Here is a 14169-nt window from a genome sequence, read left to right on the forward strand (position 1 = left end):
TCGTCCCGTCCAGGGTTCGGGGGACCGATGACCTTGCCGTCCTCATCCGTCTGCGGTTCGGCCTTGATGGTTACTCGGGCTTGGCGCCTCGGCATAATCTACCTGCCTAGATTGAATGCGGTTGCAGATGTCTGCTGGCGCGAGGACGCGCCGGAAGCCGTGGTCAGCGTTGAAAGTCAGTGGCGCAGTTTGGTACGCCATTGACGTGAGTGAAGACATATCTTACATGTCTTAAAAGCTTTTGGCGAGAACCCTATCCACGTGTCTCAGCTCGTCTCTCTACGAACTTTGATGGACGACACCGGCGAGAGCGCGGCGACGCTCCAGCATTGGTGCAATCTCAACGTTCTGTTCCCAATAGAAGAGACCGAGAAGCAAGGGCGCGGCCGCCACCGCCAGTTCCGAGCAGAGCCGAATTTCGGCGAGCGTAAATGGGCTCTGATAGCGTCGGCCATGAACGACCTCCATGTTCCTGTTCATGAGATGGTTGTATTCATGACAATGCTACGATGGATGGCCGATCCACAAAGCGAGACGTATCGATTTGGCGACGATCAGGACGATCCGAGCGAGGCTTTGAGGGTTAGCCGATATAGATCTTCTCCTATTGGCCGCGCTTTACATAAGGAAGACAACGCTTGCGTGCTTCTAAGCGTTGGGCGCAAAGGCAAAAAGACTGGTTATCATTGGTGTGGATTGGATCTTGTTCCGAGGCCGGAGCACATCAAGAGCGCAGATTGGCTGAAAACTCCAAGCGACTTCACGAGAAAGCACTCGCGCTGCTATCTGCTTAACCTGAGCGTTATCCTTAGCCCACTCTGGTCCTAAAATTTTATCCCTCATAAATATGGCATATGTCTAACGTCATGAGGTTGAAGATGGTCGAGGATGTGAGAGTTCCGTTGGCGATGGCGGGCGACGTTCTACACGGCGCTAGAGAGATTGCGCAGTTCGTGTTCGGAGACCCTAAGAAGCAGCGCAAGGTTTACCACCTCTGCTCGACGGGTCAGTTGCCGTTCTTCTATCTTGGGTCGGTCCTCTGCTCGCGTCGAAGCTCTTTGGCCCGCGCGATACAGCAAAAAGAGCAGCAACCGGCCGCCTGACCCCGCTTCAGCGGGGCAACCCGCTGGCCGCCAACTCTCCGCGCCGATGCGGCCGGCGCAGCAGTAGGAGACCACCACCCCCATGAACGGAAGAACCCCCGCCGCGGCGAACGGCGAGGGCTCTGGAAGGAATGTCGGCTTGGTCGGCGACACCTTCCATGTAGCCCATCGCACTGCCGAAATCCAGACCGCCCGCCTCCGCAGGCGCTTCGCTCTGAGCCCGGCTCTGGCCGCGGAAATCGCGCAGCACCTGCATGCTGTGCCCGAGCATTGGAGCTGCCGCACATGATGGCCGCTCCTTTCTCCTCGCGCGCCTGGGAAGGCGCACCCCTCGTGCAGGACGCCATCGCCGAGCGGTGCAACGTGGCCGCCGCCTATGCGACCGCCGCCGCCAACCTGGCCGCAGTCGGGGACACCGCTGGCCTGGTCCATAGCTTGGCATGCGCCGGGCGGGCAATCGTAGCTGCCAGCGAGGCCGCGGCGCTGCTGCGCCCCGCCCAGCAGGACGGGGGCGGCCGATGATCGCGCGCACCCTTGCCCCTGATGATCGGCTCTGGGCGCTCGATCACAGCACCCGGCGGTATCGAGTCCGCGAGACCCAGGCCGGCGACAGCCCGCACGTTCGAGACCCCGACCATTTCATCACCATCGTTCCGGTCAACGGCGCGGCGGTGACTGTGATGGCGCCGCGGTGCGGGCTCTTCCCCCAGCCGTGGGAAGACAGCGACCGCTACGCCAGCGCTCGGTTGAACGCCATCAGCATGGCCGGCGCCGCGCGGGCTGGGGTCAAGCGGCCGGATCCTGACGCGGTACGCCTCGGCCACGATTTCGGTTCTTGGTGCGTGGAGCTGCTACGGGGCGACCGGCTCGCACGGCGCATCTCCTGCGGCTCGCGCGCGGCGGCCTGCGCCGAGGTCGCCCGGCACGCAGCGGCAGGGTTGCGGCGGCTGCCGGACGCCCCGAGCGCCCTCTCGCACGGCGGGAGGGCCTGACATGCCCCTGAGCCGCGCAATCCTCGGCACCATCCACGGCATCCCCCAGGCGCTCAGGCTGGCGGAAGCCGATCTGAGCGAACTCTACGCCGTCGCCCAGGCGCTTCAGGACGCCAGCAACGCCGTCCTGTGTGTCGCCCTCGACGTGGTGGCCCTTGAAGAGGGCTACCGCATCGCTGCGGAGCACCGCCGCCGCGCCCCATCCTCGCATCGTGAAGGAGCGCCGGCAGAATGACGGCTGAACCCACGCGCTACGTCTCATGGAAAGATGCGCGCCCCGCGGTCGAGGGGCACGAGGTGGAAATCGTCAACGCGCTCGGGATCCCCTGGAGCGCCGGGCAGCGCGACCACATCCGTTGCCCGTACCCGGGGCATGGCGGGGCCGATGACTGGCGGCTGACCAACCAGGGCCGCGCGATTTGCACCTGCACTGGCAGGCAGACCGATAGCGTCTTCGACATCGCCATGAAGGTCGAAGGCCTGGACGAGGAACAGGCCAAAATCCGGTGCATCGAGATCGTCGGCCGCGCGGACCTGATCCGCGAGCGGTCCGGCGAGGGTCAGTTTCAGGCCACAGATGCCGACGGCCTGCTGCGAGCCCGACCCGAACGCCGCGACGACACGCTGCCGGCCGCCTACCTCGCCCATCGTCTCGGGATCGAGGCGGGCGCCGTGCTGATGCCGACCACGCGCACCGTCGGGCTCAAAGCGCTTGGCTACTTCGACCCACCCAAGGGCAAGGGGACCGGCAAGCCGACCCACGTTGGGGACTTCCCATGCGCGGTGTTCGAGCAGTCCGACGCGCAGGGTCGCCGGCACGCGCACCGGATCTACGTTGCCCCCGGTGGCGCCGGTAAGGCCGATCTGGGCCTTGCGGCGAACGGGACCGCCCGCGATGCCAAGAAATCGGCGAAGCGATCCGGCGAGGAGAGCACCGCCGGCCGGGCCGTGATCTGGGGTGACGCCGAGCGCGCGCCCTGGTGCATCGTGGCCGAGGGCATCGAGACCGCCGCGGCCGTCGCGCACGCATTCCGGCAGGAGATCCAAGGCGGGGCCGCCTACGTGGTCGCCGGCATCAATGCTGTTGGTGTCGAGGCGTTCGAGCCATGGCCCGAGACCAAGCGCGTCACGGTCGCGGCCGATCGGGACGAGGCGGTGAAGATCAGCCGCCCGAACCCGACGCGCCGCGGCGAGGAAGCCGCCCGGAAATTCGGGATCCGCAATCGAGACCGTGTTGCGGTCGCCTACGCCCTGGCCGGCGAGCCCGGGACAGCGACGGACTGGCTCGACGTTCACAGCGCCCACGGCCCCGCAGCGGTACGAGCCGGGATCCTGGCCGCAGAAGCATACAGCGCCACGGATGACGAGCTGCGGGCAGAAGCCGCCCGGGTCTCCGACATGGACGAGCTGTCTCGGATCGTCGGCGAGTACCCGTTGCCCCACCTTGAGGGCCTGACGCTCGCCTATCAGCGCACCAAGGCCGGCAAGGTCTGGGTGCATCAGGCCGTGAAGGTCGGCGACAACGTGGAGATGGTGCCGATCGCCTCGCCGTTCGGCGTGCTGGCCCGGCTGCGGTTTGCCGACGATGACAATGCCTATGGTCTGCGCCTCGTCGTGCAGGACATGGGCGGCCGGCGCCGCGGGATCGACGTCGATCGGGCCGGGTTCGCGCGGCAAGGCGCTGTCGACACCCGCGCGATGCTGCTGGGGGCCGGTCTACGCGCCGAGAGCGACGGCGAGCACGTCGCCGTGAAGTGCCTCAAGGCCGCCGACCCGAGCGCGGAAATCGCCGTCGTGCGCCGGCCGGGCTGGCACCAGGGCGAGGCCGGTACGGATCCCTACTTCGTCTGTCCGGACGGCCAGATCATCGGCGCGAGCGGCGATCAGGCGCCCGAACTGTCGGTGAACGCCAGGATCAGCGCGGCTGTTGCCCGCGGCGGCTCTATCGAGGCTTGGCGCGCGGCCGTCGCGGCGGCCTGCACCGCCCCCAAGTGCGAACACTGGATCATCGGCGCTATCGCCGGGTTCTGCGCCCCGATCCTGTCCCTGTGTGGGCTCGACACCTGCGGCATCAACCTGTCCGGCATGACGTCGGGCGGGAAGACGACGGCGCAACGCCTCGCGGTCTCAGCATGGTCGCGCGCCGCCCTCGATCAGCGCGAAAGTCTGCTGCAGAGCGCCAGGGCGACGGCCAACGGCGTCGAGCTGATGGCGGCCCGGTCCAGCGGGACGGTGCTTGCCATGGACGAGCTGGGGCACGTCAACGGCAAGGAACTCGGCCGGATCATCTACTCGCTGGCCTCCGGCGTCGGCAAAACCCGCATGGGTGCGGATGCGCAGCTCCGCACCTCCTACACGTGGTCGACCTTCGTCCTGTTCTCGGCCGAGAAGTCCCTAGAGGAGAAGGTGCGGGGCGACGGCGGCGAATGGGCCGGCGGCATGGCCGTGCGCGTTCCCGATATCGACATTTCGGGCATCAACCGGGCCGTTGCCCAGGATGTGCTGGACAGCATTGCCACCGTTGACCGGAACTACGGGCACGCGGGCCCCGCCTTCGTTGAGGCGTTGGTGGCCGCAGGGCTGCACCGGCAGGCCCAAGAGATCCGGCGCGGGATCGACAAGACGGCACGCTCGATCGCGGGCGTAGAGGCCGACGGCAAGCACGTTCGCGCTGCGCTGCCCTTCGCCATCCTCGACACGGCCGGGCGCCTCGCGCAGCGGCTTGGGATCCTCCCGGCAGAGTTAGACGTGGCGCGGGCCGTGCGCTGGGCCTGGAGCCGGTTCGGCGACTCGTCCGACGCCATCGCCCTCGATCCGGAGCAGCAAGCGACCATGAACCTCCGCTCGTGGATCGCGGAGCGGTGGGGCTCAAGCATCCACCCGACCGTGCCGGACGATGACGGCCGCCGTTCGATGCGGGACGCCCTCGGGTGGTACGATGAGGATGCGGTCTACATCCCGACGCAACGGCTGGTGGAGGCCGCGGGCGGCGCGCTGAAAGAGATCGAGATCGGCCGGGCGCTGGCCTCGCAAGGCTTCATCGCCAAGAAGCACGACGCCTCGTGCCTGTACGTCTCGTACATTCCCAAAATCGGGAAGGTGAAGGCCTACGCCCTGTCCCGGAAAGCGTTCGGGCGCTCCGATGAGGACGGCTTGCGGTTCGGCGTCTACGCGGGAGGCCGGGCATGATCGACTTGGCGACCCTGTTTCAGGCGGCCAGCGAGGAACATGCCGCTGCTGTTGTTCCGGGTTTTCCGGTTTCCGGGAAGGCCGATCCGGAAGAACAAGTATCTGATAATAAAGAGATTTCCGGCGTTTCCGGCGTTTCCGGGCCGTCAGAGTTCCCCGAACAATCCGCAGAATTTTACGAGACCCAGGCGCGGGCGCGCGGGCGTGCGGGCGAGCGCGCGCGTGGGTCTTATGTGGGGGAACCGGAAACCCCGGAAACCCCGGAAAAGCGAGTGCCGGCAGGCGATTACCTTTCCGGATCCCTCTCCCTAAAACCGGAAAAAAAGAGAGAAACCGGAAAAGCCGCATCCCTGCCGGCCCCTTCCGTAGGCCTTGAGCCGCCGACGTTCGATGAGCGCGCCGCCTTCCTTGAGTATGAGTGCGGCCTGTCGCGCGCCGAGGCCGAGGCCCAGGCAAGGGCCGAGACCACCATTATTCCGGACGGGAAGAATGCCCCGGCGCCGACGGCTGATGGTCTCGCCATCTGGCGGGCTGGTCTCGCCCGCCTCGACTACGAGACAGCCCCGTGCCCCGGCTACCGGTCCGACGAGTGGCGCAGCACCCTCGCTCGCGCCGTGGCTTTCCTCGATCAGTTCGGCGAGCAGGCCGAGGCGCTGGGCTGGACCGCAAGCCGACTGTTCGGTGTCCATGAAACCGCCGGTATCGTGCGGGTCGACGCCTGCGGAGCGCTCACCCTCCCCGTCTCGGAAGAGGTCCGTGCGATCACGGATCGGGAAGTCCGCTTCGACCACCTGACGCACCGCGAGAAGCCCGGCCAGCCGCAGGGCGTGCCGTGGTGGGAATTCGGCCGATGATCGCCAGCAACGAGGCGTGGGGGCCGTTCCGCCCCGACATTGACCCAGGCGAGCGCAAGGCGCGGCTCCGATGCCTGCGCGCGATCGTCCACCTGTCGACCGGCCCGCGTGGGCAAGCTCTCGCCGAGCTGCTGTTGCAGGCCGAGCGGGATGACGCGCTGTTGCCGCCTGCTCTGGCCGCCCTGTCCAGCCTCGATGCGATCGATAAGCGCCGCGTCTGGGCTTCGTACCTCGCTTTGAACCGATCCGCAGCCTGAGGAGCACGAGACCATGCCCGCCATCGACATCGACGACATCTGGTTTCGGGCGAATACCGGCTGCGCCGCCAGACGCCAGCCGAGGTGCCGCGTTGGCCCGTCCAGTCCGGTCCGGACTTCGACCCCTAGTGCATAATCCGACGGGCGGACGACGTGATGAAGGTGTTCGCCCTCAAGGTCGGCACGACCTGGGACGACCACGACCTTGAGCTGTTCTTCGACAGCCTCTCGGAGATTGCATGAGACTGGCCTCCGCTGTCGCCGAATCCATGACGGGCACATCCGCCATCACCCTCGTTCAGGGGTTCGAGCATGCCTACCCGCCGAGTTCTCGTCCCTTGGCGCCCGCGTTCAGCGCGGCACTTTTCAACCACACGATCAGCCCGTTGAGGGCCAGCAGCGCTTCAGTCCGCGCGTCGGACTGGAGGAAGGCTCGTCGATCAAGCTCCTGCGCCAAAGCATCGGATGCGCGGAGTGCATCTGTCATCGCCATCTCCAGGGCCGGGACCATCACTATCTGGCCCCGAAGGCTCGCAACTGTGTTCTCGGCCGTCAGCCGAACGCGACCGCCCATCCCACCCGTCGCAGTCTCAACGATGTCGATCCAGGGCCACAAGGTCTTGGCGAGTACGCGGGAAAGACCCGATGTCTCTAAAGCACGTGGCATTGCTCTAGCGCCGTCTAGCGCAACCTACGGACCGTCGTGGGTTGCTGTCCTAGATTATAGGGCTGCTGATATCGGGTGTTTAATCACGATGTGGAAAGCGGCCTCATGACGCCCCGCGAGCAAGCCGCCTTCAATGAGGGCGTAGAGGCGATGCGCCAGATGGCTATGGCCGCCGCCGTCAGCATCGAGGTCCGCGACGACGCCCGTGAGGTCCGGCAGCAAGCCGCGGCCGCTGCGCTCCATGGCCTCGCCGAGGGGGCCAAGGTGCTGTTGCTCGGCGCCGAGGGTACGCACCAGACGCGTACCCCTAAGGGGGAGGCCGCCAATGGCTAAGGTCACGGGCGGCGATAAGCTCGAAGCGCGGCTGAAGGAGATTGCGGCCAACCTGCGCCGCGCCTCCACCGTCGAGGTCGGCTGGCTCGACGGGGCGACGTACCCCGATGGGACGCCGGTCGCCCTCGTGGCCCTCATCAACGAGTTCGGGAATGCGGCTCACGGCCAGCCGCCGCGCCCCGCGATCCGCCAGACCATCGCGGCTAAGTCCACCGAGTGGCGGGACAAGTTCGCGGTGCTGCTCAAGGCCAACGGCTACGACACGGATAAGGCGCTCGCGCTCATGGGTGAGATCATCAAGGGCGACCTGCAACAGGCCATCACCGACTACTCGGGGCCACCCCTGAAACCGTCCACCGTCGCCCGCAAGGGCTTCGACAAGCAGCTCGTGGACCGAGGGATCGAGCTTGCCGGCATCGACTACCGGGTGAAGTGAGGAAGGGGCGGCTCGCTGTCCGCCCGCCGGATCTATAGTTTGACCTCATCTATTGGTATACTGCTGTTCGATAGGCTCGACATGCAAAACCTTCTCGCCCGCCTCGGTCGCCTGGAGACCGCGATCATCACGAAGCCGCCGGGCGCCGTGCGTCGGTTCGTGGTGCAGGGCCCGCACGGCATGTCCACGGACGAGGCTGCCAGCTTCCTCCAGGGGCAGGGGCACGATCTGGGCAACACCGGTCTCAACATCATCCGGGTGGTTGTCGCCGCTGAGGATGGGCGCCCCATCGATCTGCCGCTCGCGGATCTCACGCCGGAGCAGCCCCGATGATGCTGGGTCCTGTATTCCGCCCGTTTTTACAGGGCAGCCGAGAAGTCCGAGGCTAGACCATGCCGAGCGAGGATACACAGTTCGGGGCAGGCCGGAGCGGCAACCCAGGCGGTCGACCGAAGGGGGCTCGCAACCGCACGACGCAGGCTGTCGAGGCGTTGCTGGATGGCGAAGCCGAAGCCCTGACGCGCAAGGCGATCGAGTTGGCTCTCGACGGCGATGGCCCGGCGCTGCGCCTGTGTCTCGACCGGCTGTGCCCGCCTCGAAAGGACCGGACTATCACGTTCGACATGCCCGAGATCGAGAACCCGGCTGACTTCACCAAGGCGACCCGAGCGCTGATGCAGGGCGTGGCGAACGGCGAGATCACACCCACCGAGGCGTCCGAGTTGTCGAAGCTCGTCGATGTGCATGTGAAGGCCATCGTTGCGGGAGATTTCGTCGAACGCTTCATCGCTCTGGAGAAGGCCGTAGCCAACAAGGGAGGGCTGCGATGACCCCGAAGCTGATGGATCGGCTGGCTCAGCTTGAGGCGGCGACGGCCTCGCCCACGGCCGGTAAGCACCTCATCTTCCGCGTCGAGGCTCCGCACGGGATGCCGGGCGAGGAGATCATCACCTTCCTGCGGGAGCGCGGGCACGCTATCCGCGACGGTGACGACGTGCTCCTGATGAACGTCGGCTCCTATCGGATGGCCGAGGGTGAGGCCCCGCGAGACCTGTCGGCCGCCCTTCTGACGGAGCAGGAGCGCTCGGCGGCGCCAGCGGCAGGACGGTGGCCGAAGGGGTGCAAGCGCTTCACGTTCCGCTTGGAGAGCCCGAGAGCGCTGCAATGACGCCGAACCTGATAGTGCGCCTCACTGCTCTGGAGGCCGCCCGAACAGCAGTGCCCGTCCTGATCACGCCTGAGGAGACGGCGGAAGCCGCGCGGCGATACGAGGTATCGCTGCACGACCCCGAGGAGCCCGATCCTCGCGCTCAGGCGTACTGGGCGACAGCGACCGTGCATCAACTCGCGTCCAACTACGACGCGATGCTGAAGGGCGCTCCGGCGCCGTGGGAGTGATCTCCCTCCCGGTTACGAACCGTTAACCATAACCTCGGCAGTTGGGCATCAGCGATCGGCTGGGGAGCCGAGCATCGGAAGAGCAGCGCCGTCCTTGGGGGAGCGACGCGGCCTCGCCGATGCAGTCGCACCAAGCCCACACCTGTAACAACAGGGCGAGCTTCCCTCGTTTCGACCCCTTTAATTGCTGCGCTGCGGCACCAAGCTCGTAGGGTCCTCCCAAGGACACCCACCGGCCCGGCTAAACGTGCCCCCCATCACCCAAGGTCGGGCCGGTGGATCTTCTACATCTGAGGATGACATCGGCGGCGATCTGCTGGCGCTGAGGGCACGTCAGCGTTGACATCAGCCGCAACGCATCATTCTTATTGCACCGCACTGGCGTGCGACGCCGCATGGCGTTTCCTCCCTAGACTTCGGGCCGCTCCTTCGGGAGTGGCCTTCTTTCTTTGGAGCTGCTTCAGCAATCGCCGCATCAACGTCGGCCTGGCGCCGTGCTAGGTCGCGCCTGTCGCTCCGGCTAACCGCCGAACGGCACAGGGCCGAACCACGTCATCACGGGATCCGGCCCACACCCCTACCCTGCACGCATCGTCACAGATCCATCGTCGGGATCTACGGCTTCCACGAGCGGCCCGAGCGCGCCGATGATCGCCAACTCGCCGAGACCTCGGTTGCAGGCGTCTGCGAGCCGGTTGCTGTCATCGGTCGGCATGATCCGCAGCAGCGCGACCATGATCGCGGTGACGGCGGCGTCACGGGCCATCGGCGTATCTCGAAGGGGTGACGCTGGATCGCGAACGACCGCTGAGACGACGTTCTCGGCAATGACCTGCGCAGCCTGTTCGAGGTTGGGCCCGACCATCACGACCTCCTACAGAAATCCCGAGCCGCTGTGCCCCTTAAACGCGTTGGCCCGCCGGATGTAGCCGACCACCGTTCGCGGATCCCGGTGGCCCGACTGGTCCATGATCCGGGCGAGATCGGCCCCACGCTCGGCCGCCGTGGTGATGTAGCCGGCCCGCAGGGAGTGTGCCCCGAACGTCGAGGCGTCGAGCCCCGCGGCCGTGCAGTAGCCCTTGATGATGTCGGCGACCGCCTGCGTCGTTAGCCGGGGCGGTTTTGCGGTCCCCGGATCTGGGGAGCGCACGTTCCCCGACCGCGAGACCGGGCGGAACACAGGCCCCGAGACGATGCCGGCCGCGTCCAGCCATTCGCGCACCAGGGCGACGGGGCGGATGAACCGGCCGTGCGGGATCGCCTTCTCGAACCCCCTGCCCTCCTGATCGACCTTGGAGCGGCGGACCATGACGCGCAGGCCTTCGGGATCCTCACGCAGGTCCTCGACATCGAGCGCGACGAGCTCGCTTCGGCGAAAGGCCCCGGCGAACCCGAGCGCCAGGATCGCCCGATCGCGCTTGCCGGTCAGAGTGTCCGGCGTCCGCATCAAGAGGGCCGCCAAGATCTCGGCCGTCGCGGCCACCTTCTGCCTGGGCGCGACCTTCAGCTTGCGCCGAGCGCCCTTCATGGCGGCGTGCACGCCTTCGTCGTCGGTTGGGTCCGGCGCCTTGGCGAGCTTGTGCCCGTACCGGATCGCCGCCAGCCGACGCCCGAGCGTCGAGGCCGCTCTGCCCTCCTCGGCCTCGTGCACGATGAAGGCCGCAACGGTCTCGGGCGTGGCTGGCAGCGACCGGAAGCCGAACCGAGCGCACCATGTCTGGAAGACCCGCACATCGGATCGGTAGGCGCGGACGGTAGAGTCCGCCTTGCTCGCCTGCTGGTAGGCGTGGACAATCGCTGCGGTCTCGGCGGGAAGCTCGCTCACGAATTCGGGCGCGGCTATGGGAAGCGTGTCCGGCGTCATGACTGTCTGCCTGGACCATCGAAGAGAATGACGAGAAGCCAGATCAGCATCAGCGTTGAGTCGACGCCGAAAAGGATGCGGTTGATAGGCAACATCTCATCCGTCTGCGCGAGGCTGTAGACCACAGCGCCGAACAAGGCGCCCCAAGCGCCAATCCAGATCATCCGTGAGCTTCGAGGGTCGGGCATCGTCGTCGAGCCGGTCCGCCGCAGGGTGACCGCACTCTGCGCCTCTCCAGCCATCCGCACCACCGATCGCCAATATAGCCTTGGCTTCACTTCCTCACCGCTCTTCCGATCTGCCTACCCGCCAAACTTTCGAGAACGACGATTATCGCAAGTTACAGCGCATCCATGACCGGAGCAAGCTAATTTACGCGTGGAAGCGTAGGAAAGTGGAAGCGTAAGAGCGTAAGCCGCGACGAGGGGCGGGCCGGAGCCCGCCGGTCATTTTGCGATCTGCGGTCGGCCCTTCCGGGCGAACTCCCGGTTGACCATCTCCACCATGAAATCCTGGATCGTCTTCCCCTCCTCGGACACCATGGCTTTGAACTGGTTGAACGCTTTCTCGTCGATCCAGGCCGACAGGTTGCGCTTGCCTACTCGGTAGCTCGGAAGGGCCTTGGAGGCAGAGGACGGCGCGGCGGCCGGCAGAGACGCGGTGGAGAGCTCGCCAGCAGGCTCAGGATCCTTTGAGGGCAGGGCACCTACCAATTCGGGCTCGTCCTCTGGAGGTGGCGTGAACGCCGATGCCTTCTTGGCCACGATCTTACGCTCCTACGGGTTCACGGTTCTACGCGTCAGCTAGCTTACGCTTAGACGGGTCTGCGAGACCGAGGATGCCGCGCACCCACGCGAATAGAGCGCGGGCTTCCTCAGCGGCCTTCCCCTTCGGCTCGAATTCGGTCGCAGCGAGCCCGCTGGACATTGAGTAGGCGAAGTCCGCGCGGGTCATGAATTTGTGCGGCACCAGCTTGAGACCGTAGCCCTGAACAGCCGCCTCGCCTTCATCGGCGATCTTCTTCGAACTGGCCGGCACTTGGCTCAGCATCACCCAACCCGCGTCCATCTTCTCCGCGATCCGGATGGTGCGCTTCACCGCCCCCAAGGTCTCTAAATCGAACTGAGTTGGCTTTACGGGCGCGAGGATGAGGTCCGCTAGTTCGGACACAGCGAGTGCGGTCGCCTCGGCCTTACCGGGGGTGTCCACGATCAGGAGATCCGTCTTGTTTGAGGCAGCGATTTTGATGAGCCGGGGGAGAGCGTCTGGATCAATCTCGCGAACGATCGAAGGCGTCTCGGCTTCGCGACGCTCGAACCATTTATGCGCCGAACCCTGTGGGTCCGTGTCGATCACGGCCACCGAGTACCCCGCCTGCTCAGCACAGACCGCGAGGTTGAGGGCGACGGTGCTCTTTGAGCTGCCACCCTTCTGACCGATCACGCTGACGACCTTCATGCGCACACTCCGCTGACGCGTCCACGCTCTCACCAGTTCACCATCAAATCCGTAGAAAGGTTTAAAATTTGACGCTCTTACTTTTTCACGCAGCAGCAGCGTGAATTTACTAGCTTACGCACTTACCTTTTTACGCGTGCGCGAGGCCGGGCGAGCCGTGATGATATGGCCGCCCGGTCAGGCAGCTACACCGCCGGGGGCAGCGGCACTCCTGTGATGATTTTGTGCGCAAGGATAATTACGCGCTCACTGAACAGGGCTAGATCCATGTAGCTCGAATGAAATTCTTGTAGGGTATTCTTTCTCTCGCTTAATATAGGCTGACTTTGTTTTGGTTGGTCATAAACGTGGAAAATAATGATGGGTCTTTCTCGTTTGAAATCGACAAGCATATTGCCATGAGCAACAAATTGTCTAAGCTTTTCGAAACGTGGAAGTTCGTTCGCAATTGCCAATAGATCTTTTTCATAGATGCGCAGTGGTCCATCTGCTGTCGCTAAAGCCTTAACAGAGGCAATTCTTTTCTTAATAGTATATGGTAGATCTGGAGAAAGCCAACTATATGCCGAGAGTTGCCTTGCTCTAAAATGCAAATCTGCAAATATGAACTCAACGTTCGCGAAGTGATTTATGATTTTGCCCCGAAGCAACTGCGTAGAAACTAAAAATGTTTCTTCCGCGTTCCCAGCATCAATTGTTAGATCGTGAAACCTGGTGGCTCGATCCGTCGGTGATGCCCCGTTGTACGGACGCACCTTGGATGCCTGGAGCTTCCGTACCCCAGCCCATATGACCGCCGCACCCACAAATCCCGCCGCGGATCCTACCGCGACAGCGAGCGGCCAATTTACGGCGCCGTTTTTGTCGGTAGTCATGGCACCAGCCCCGCGAGCCTGACAACGGCCAGAGCCGTGAAGATGACGGTGAACTCCGCGAACGAGACCGTGCCGCCGATCTGAGCCCAGCGCTGGTTCATGGCTGCCGCATCCGCACGCCAGCCCCGCCGCCATTCTGCGGGATGAACTCGACGCCGGCTGCTTCGAGGGCCTGCCGCAAGACGGTCAACGTTGCTGAACGCGGGGTGCCGTTCTCCCCCTCGAGCTGCCGGACGGTGACAACGCCTACAGATGCGGCCTTGGCGAGGTCCGCCTGGGTCCAGGAAAGCAGGCCGCGAGCGGCACGACACTGAGCGGGCGTGATCATCCCGCCATTATGGCGCAACCGTCGAAAATCGACAAGATCGGCGGAAAGGGCTTGATCGGTTCAAAAACATCGATTATGGTCAGATCCATCGAATAACGACGGATCAACCGATGCCCCACCGCACCGTTTCTTGGACCCGCATCGACCGCGCCGGCCGCGACAGCCGCCCGACGATCCCCGCCGGCCTCCTGTCCGCCACCGCCCGCATCGATATGACGGTGCGCACCACCCGCCGCCCGCTCTACGCCGCTGGCAAGTTCGACCGCGCCGCCATCATGTCAGCCGCTGCCAAGGCCGCCCACGCCCATCAGGAGCGCTTCGGCGGCACCTGGGCCGAGGCGATGTCCGTCTGCCTCACCGCCGCGTGGCGGACCGCCAAGCTCGCCCGTCACATGGCCGCGCACTGAGGAGCTTC

22 protein-coding genes are annotated in these 14169 nt (G+C 65.1%); 15 read left to right on the plus strand and 7 right to left on the minus strand.

Annotation, left to right across the window (positions count from 1 at the left end; all coding sequences use genetic code 11):
• The first annotated feature begins 291 nt into the window (after window positions 1-291).
• From BLQ49_RS29360 to BLQ49_RS27685, 8 genes are all read left to right on the plus strand, one after another.
• Window positions 292-828 carry a hypothetical protein gene (locus BLQ49_RS29360; RefSeq protein ID WP_143012355.1) on the plus strand — a complete coding sequence of 179 codons (537 nt, stop codon included), beginning with the start codon at window positions 292-294 and terminating at the stop codon, window positions 826-828.
• A gap of 50 nt (window positions 829-878) precedes the next feature.
• Window positions 879-1103, plus strand: coding sequence for a DNA-binding protein (locus BLQ49_RS27650; RefSeq protein ID WP_143012356.1), 225 nt, complete (start codon window positions 879-881; stop codon window positions 1101-1103).
• 285 nt (window positions 1104-1388) lie between these two features.
• Entirely contained in the window at window positions 1389-1625 is a 237-nt protein-coding gene (locus BLQ49_RS27660; protein WP_143012357.1) for a hypothetical protein, read from the plus strand.
• Window positions 1622-2095 carry a hypothetical protein gene (locus BLQ49_RS27665; RefSeq protein ID WP_091722591.1) on the plus strand — a complete coding sequence of 158 codons (474 nt, stop codon included), beginning with the start codon at window positions 1622-1624 and terminating at the stop codon, window positions 2093-2095. Before BLQ49_RS27660 ends, BLQ49_RS27665 begins: the two co-directional genes overlap by 4 nt.
• 1 nt (window position 2096) lies before the next feature.
• Window positions 2097-2330: a hypothetical protein gene (locus BLQ49_RS27670; protein ID WP_091722594.1), complete on the plus strand. Its 234-nt coding sequence runs from the start codon at window positions 2097-2099 to the stop codon at window positions 2328-2330.
• A complete protein-coding gene (locus BLQ49_RS27675; RefSeq protein WP_091722597.1) occupies window positions 2327-5284 on the plus strand; it encodes a DUF927 domain-containing protein in 2958 nt (985 codons plus the stop codon). Before BLQ49_RS27670 ends, BLQ49_RS27675 begins: the two co-directional genes overlap by 4 nt.
• Window positions 5281-6138 carry a hypothetical protein gene (locus tag BLQ49_RS27680; RefSeq protein WP_143012358.1) on the plus strand — a complete coding sequence of 286 codons (858 nt, stop codon included), beginning with the start codon at window positions 5281-5283 and terminating at the stop codon, window positions 6136-6138. Before BLQ49_RS27675 ends, BLQ49_RS27680 begins: the two co-directional genes overlap by 4 nt.
• Window positions 6135-6395: a hypothetical protein gene (locus tag BLQ49_RS27685; protein ID WP_091722603.1), complete on the plus strand. Its 261-nt coding sequence runs from the start codon at window positions 6135-6137 to the stop codon at window positions 6393-6395. Before BLQ49_RS27680 ends, BLQ49_RS27685 begins: the two co-directional genes overlap by 4 nt.
• A gap of 316 nt (window positions 6396-6711) precedes the next feature.
• Here BLQ49_RS27685 and BLQ49_RS27690 read toward each other — a convergent pair whose 3' ends face one another.
• Window positions 6712-6882, minus strand: coding sequence for a hypothetical protein (locus tag BLQ49_RS27690; protein WP_208859128.1), 171 nt, complete (start codon window positions 6880-6882; stop codon window positions 6712-6714).
• Window positions 6883-7167: 285 nt separating this feature from the next.
• On the opposite strand from BLQ49_RS27690, the gene BLQ49_RS27695 reads away from it, so the two are divergent.
• The 6 genes from BLQ49_RS27695 (at window position 7168) to BLQ49_RS27720 (ending at window position 9229) form a co-directional block, all read left to right on the plus strand.
• Window positions 7168-7395, plus strand: a complete 228-nt coding sequence (locus BLQ49_RS27695; RefSeq protein ID WP_091722608.1) for a hypothetical protein — start codon at window positions 7168-7170, stop codon at window positions 7393-7395.
• A complete protein-coding gene (locus tag BLQ49_RS27700) occupies window positions 7388-7831 on the plus strand; it encodes a hypothetical protein (RefSeq protein WP_091722611.1) in 444 nt (147 codons plus the stop codon). The genes BLQ49_RS27695 and BLQ49_RS27700 overlap by 8 nt, the downstream gene beginning before the upstream one ends.
• An 81-nt stretch (window positions 7832-7912) precedes the next feature.
• Window positions 7913-8164, plus strand: coding sequence for a hypothetical protein (locus tag BLQ49_RS27705; protein WP_091722615.1), 252 nt, complete (start codon window positions 7913-7915; stop codon window positions 8162-8164).
• 59 nt (window positions 8165-8223) lie between these two features.
• Window positions 8224-8661, plus strand: a complete 438-nt coding sequence (locus BLQ49_RS27710) for a DUF5681 domain-containing protein (protein WP_091722617.1) — start codon at window positions 8224-8226, stop codon at window positions 8659-8661.
• Window positions 8658-8999, plus strand: a complete 342-nt coding sequence (locus BLQ49_RS27715; RefSeq protein ID WP_091722620.1) for a hypothetical protein — start codon at window positions 8658-8660, stop codon at window positions 8997-8999. Before BLQ49_RS27710 ends, BLQ49_RS27715 begins: the two co-directional genes overlap by 4 nt.
• On the plus strand, window positions 8996-9229 hold the full coding sequence (locus BLQ49_RS27720; RefSeq protein ID WP_091722623.1) for a hypothetical protein: 234 nt from the start codon (window positions 8996-8998) through the stop codon (window positions 9227-9229). The genes BLQ49_RS27715 and BLQ49_RS27720 overlap by 4 nt, the downstream gene beginning before the upstream one ends.
• A gap of 577 nt (window positions 9230-9806) precedes the next feature.
• Here the strand turns inward: BLQ49_RS27720 and BLQ49_RS27725 are convergent.
• From BLQ49_RS27725 to BLQ49_RS29365, 6 genes are all read right to left on the minus strand, one after another.
• Window positions 9807-10094: a hypothetical protein gene (locus BLQ49_RS27725; protein ID WP_091722625.1), complete on the minus strand. Its 288-nt coding sequence runs from the start codon at window positions 10092-10094 to the stop codon at window positions 9807-9809.
• Window positions 10095-10103: 9 nt separating this feature from the next.
• Window positions 10104-11093 (minus strand): site-specific integrase, encoded by a 990-nt coding sequence (locus BLQ49_RS27730; RefSeq protein WP_091722628.1) that lies wholly within the window; start codon window positions 11091-11093, stop codon window positions 10104-10106.
• Window positions 11090-11335 (minus strand): hypothetical protein, encoded by a 246-nt coding sequence (locus BLQ49_RS27735; protein WP_091722631.1) that lies wholly within the window; start codon window positions 11333-11335, stop codon window positions 11090-11092. Before BLQ49_RS27735 ends, BLQ49_RS27730 begins: the two co-directional genes overlap by 4 nt.
• A 204-nt stretch (window positions 11336-11539) precedes the next feature.
• Window positions 11540-11857 (minus strand): hypothetical protein, encoded by a 318-nt coding sequence (locus BLQ49_RS27740; protein WP_091722634.1) that lies wholly within the window; start codon window positions 11855-11857, stop codon window positions 11540-11542.
• 28 nt (window positions 11858-11885) lie between these two features.
• On the minus strand, window positions 11886-12551 hold the full coding sequence (locus BLQ49_RS27745; protein WP_091722637.1) for a ParA family protein: 666 nt from the start codon (window positions 12549-12551) through the stop codon (window positions 11886-11888).
• A 185-nt stretch (window positions 12552-12736) separates the two neighbouring features.
• On the minus strand, window positions 12737-13426 hold the full coding sequence (locus tag BLQ49_RS29365) for a hypothetical protein (protein ID WP_143012360.1): 690 nt from the start codon (window positions 13424-13426) through the stop codon (window positions 12737-12739).
• Between the two features lie 438 nt (window positions 13427-13864).
• Between BLQ49_RS29365 and BLQ49_RS27755 the strand changes: the two genes are divergently transcribed.
• Window positions 13865-14161 (plus strand): hypothetical protein, encoded by a 297-nt coding sequence (locus BLQ49_RS27755; RefSeq protein WP_091722642.1) that lies wholly within the window; start codon window positions 13865-13867, stop codon window positions 14159-14161.
• Window positions 14162-14169 lie beyond the last annotated feature (8 nt).

It is taken from the genome of Methylobacterium phyllostachyos, assembly GCF_900103445.1.
Taxonomy (GTDB): Bacteria; Pseudomonadota; Alphaproteobacteria; order Rhizobiales; family Beijerinckiaceae; genus Methylobacterium; species Methylobacterium phyllostachyos.

Bases quoted from the DNA above. Each gene is read 5' to 3' on its own strand.
- BLQ49_RS29360 (WP_143012355.1), top strand. From the start codon at position 292: ATGGACGACACCGGCGAGAGCGCGGCGACGCTCCAGCATTGGTGCAAT.
- BLQ49_RS27650 (WP_143012356.1), top strand. From the start codon at position 879: ATGGTCGAGGATGTGAGAGTTCCGTTGGCGATGGCGGGCGACGTTCTA.
- BLQ49_RS27660 (WP_143012357.1), top strand. From the start codon at position 1,389: ATGATGGCCGCTCCTTTCTCCTCGCGCGCCTGGGAAGGCGCACCCCTC.
- BLQ49_RS27665 (WP_091722591.1), top strand. From the start codon at position 1,622: ATGATCGCGCGCACCCTTGCCCCTGATGATCGGCTCTGGGCGCTCGAT.
- BLQ49_RS27670 (WP_091722594.1), top strand. From the start codon at position 2,097: ATGCCCCTGAGCCGCGCAATCCTCGGCACCATCCACGGCATCCCCCAG.
- BLQ49_RS27675 (WP_091722597.1), top strand. From the start codon at position 2,327: ATGACGGCTGAACCCACGCGCTACGTCTCATGGAAAGATGCGCGCCCC.
- BLQ49_RS27680 (WP_143012358.1), top strand. From the start codon at position 5,281: ATGATCGACTTGGCGACCCTGTTTCAGGCGGCCAGCGAGGAACATGCC.
- BLQ49_RS27685 (WP_091722603.1), top strand. From the start codon at position 6,135: ATGATCGCCAGCAACGAGGCGTGGGGGCCGTTCCGCCCCGACATTGAC.
- BLQ49_RS27690 (WP_208859128.1), bottom strand. From the start codon at position 6,882: ATGACAGATGCACTCCGCGCATCCGATGCTTTGGCGCAGGAGCTTGAT.
- BLQ49_RS27695 (WP_091722608.1), top strand. From the start codon at position 7,168: ATGACGCCCCGCGAGCAAGCCGCCTTCAATGAGGGCGTAGAGGCGATG.
- BLQ49_RS27700 (WP_091722611.1), top strand. From the start codon at position 7,388: ATGGCTAAGGTCACGGGCGGCGATAAGCTCGAAGCGCGGCTGAAGGAG.
- BLQ49_RS27705 (WP_091722615.1), top strand. From the start codon at position 7,913: ATGCAAAACCTTCTCGCCCGCCTCGGTCGCCTGGAGACCGCGATCATC.
- BLQ49_RS27710 (WP_091722617.1), top strand. From the start codon at position 8,224: ATGCCGAGCGAGGATACACAGTTCGGGGCAGGCCGGAGCGGCAACCCA.
- BLQ49_RS27715 (WP_091722620.1), top strand. From the start codon at position 8,658: ATGACCCCGAAGCTGATGGATCGGCTGGCTCAGCTTGAGGCGGCGACG.
- BLQ49_RS27720 (WP_091722623.1), top strand. From the start codon at position 8,996: ATGACGCCGAACCTGATAGTGCGCCTCACTGCTCTGGAGGCCGCCCGA.
- BLQ49_RS27725 (WP_091722625.1), bottom strand. From the start codon at position 10,094: ATGGTCGGGCCCAACCTCGAACAGGCTGCGCAGGTCATTGCCGAGAAC.
- BLQ49_RS27730 (WP_091722628.1), bottom strand. From the start codon at position 11,093: ATGACGCCGGACACGCTTCCCATAGCCGCGCCCGAATTCGTGAGCGAG.
- BLQ49_RS27735 (WP_091722631.1), bottom strand. From the start codon at position 11,335: ATGGCTGGAGAGGCGCAGAGTGCGGTCACCCTGCGGCGGACCGGCTCG.
- BLQ49_RS27745 (WP_091722637.1), bottom strand. From the start codon at position 12,551: ATGAAGGTCGTCAGCGTGATCGGTCAGAAGGGTGGCAGCTCAAAGAGC.
- BLQ49_RS29365 (WP_143012360.1), bottom strand. From the start codon at position 13,426: ATGACTACCGACAAAAACGGCGCCGTAAATTGGCCGCTCGCTGTCGCG.
- BLQ49_RS27755 (WP_091722642.1), top strand. From the start codon at position 13,865: ATGCCCCACCGCACCGTTTCTTGGACCCGCATCGACCGCGCCGGCCGC.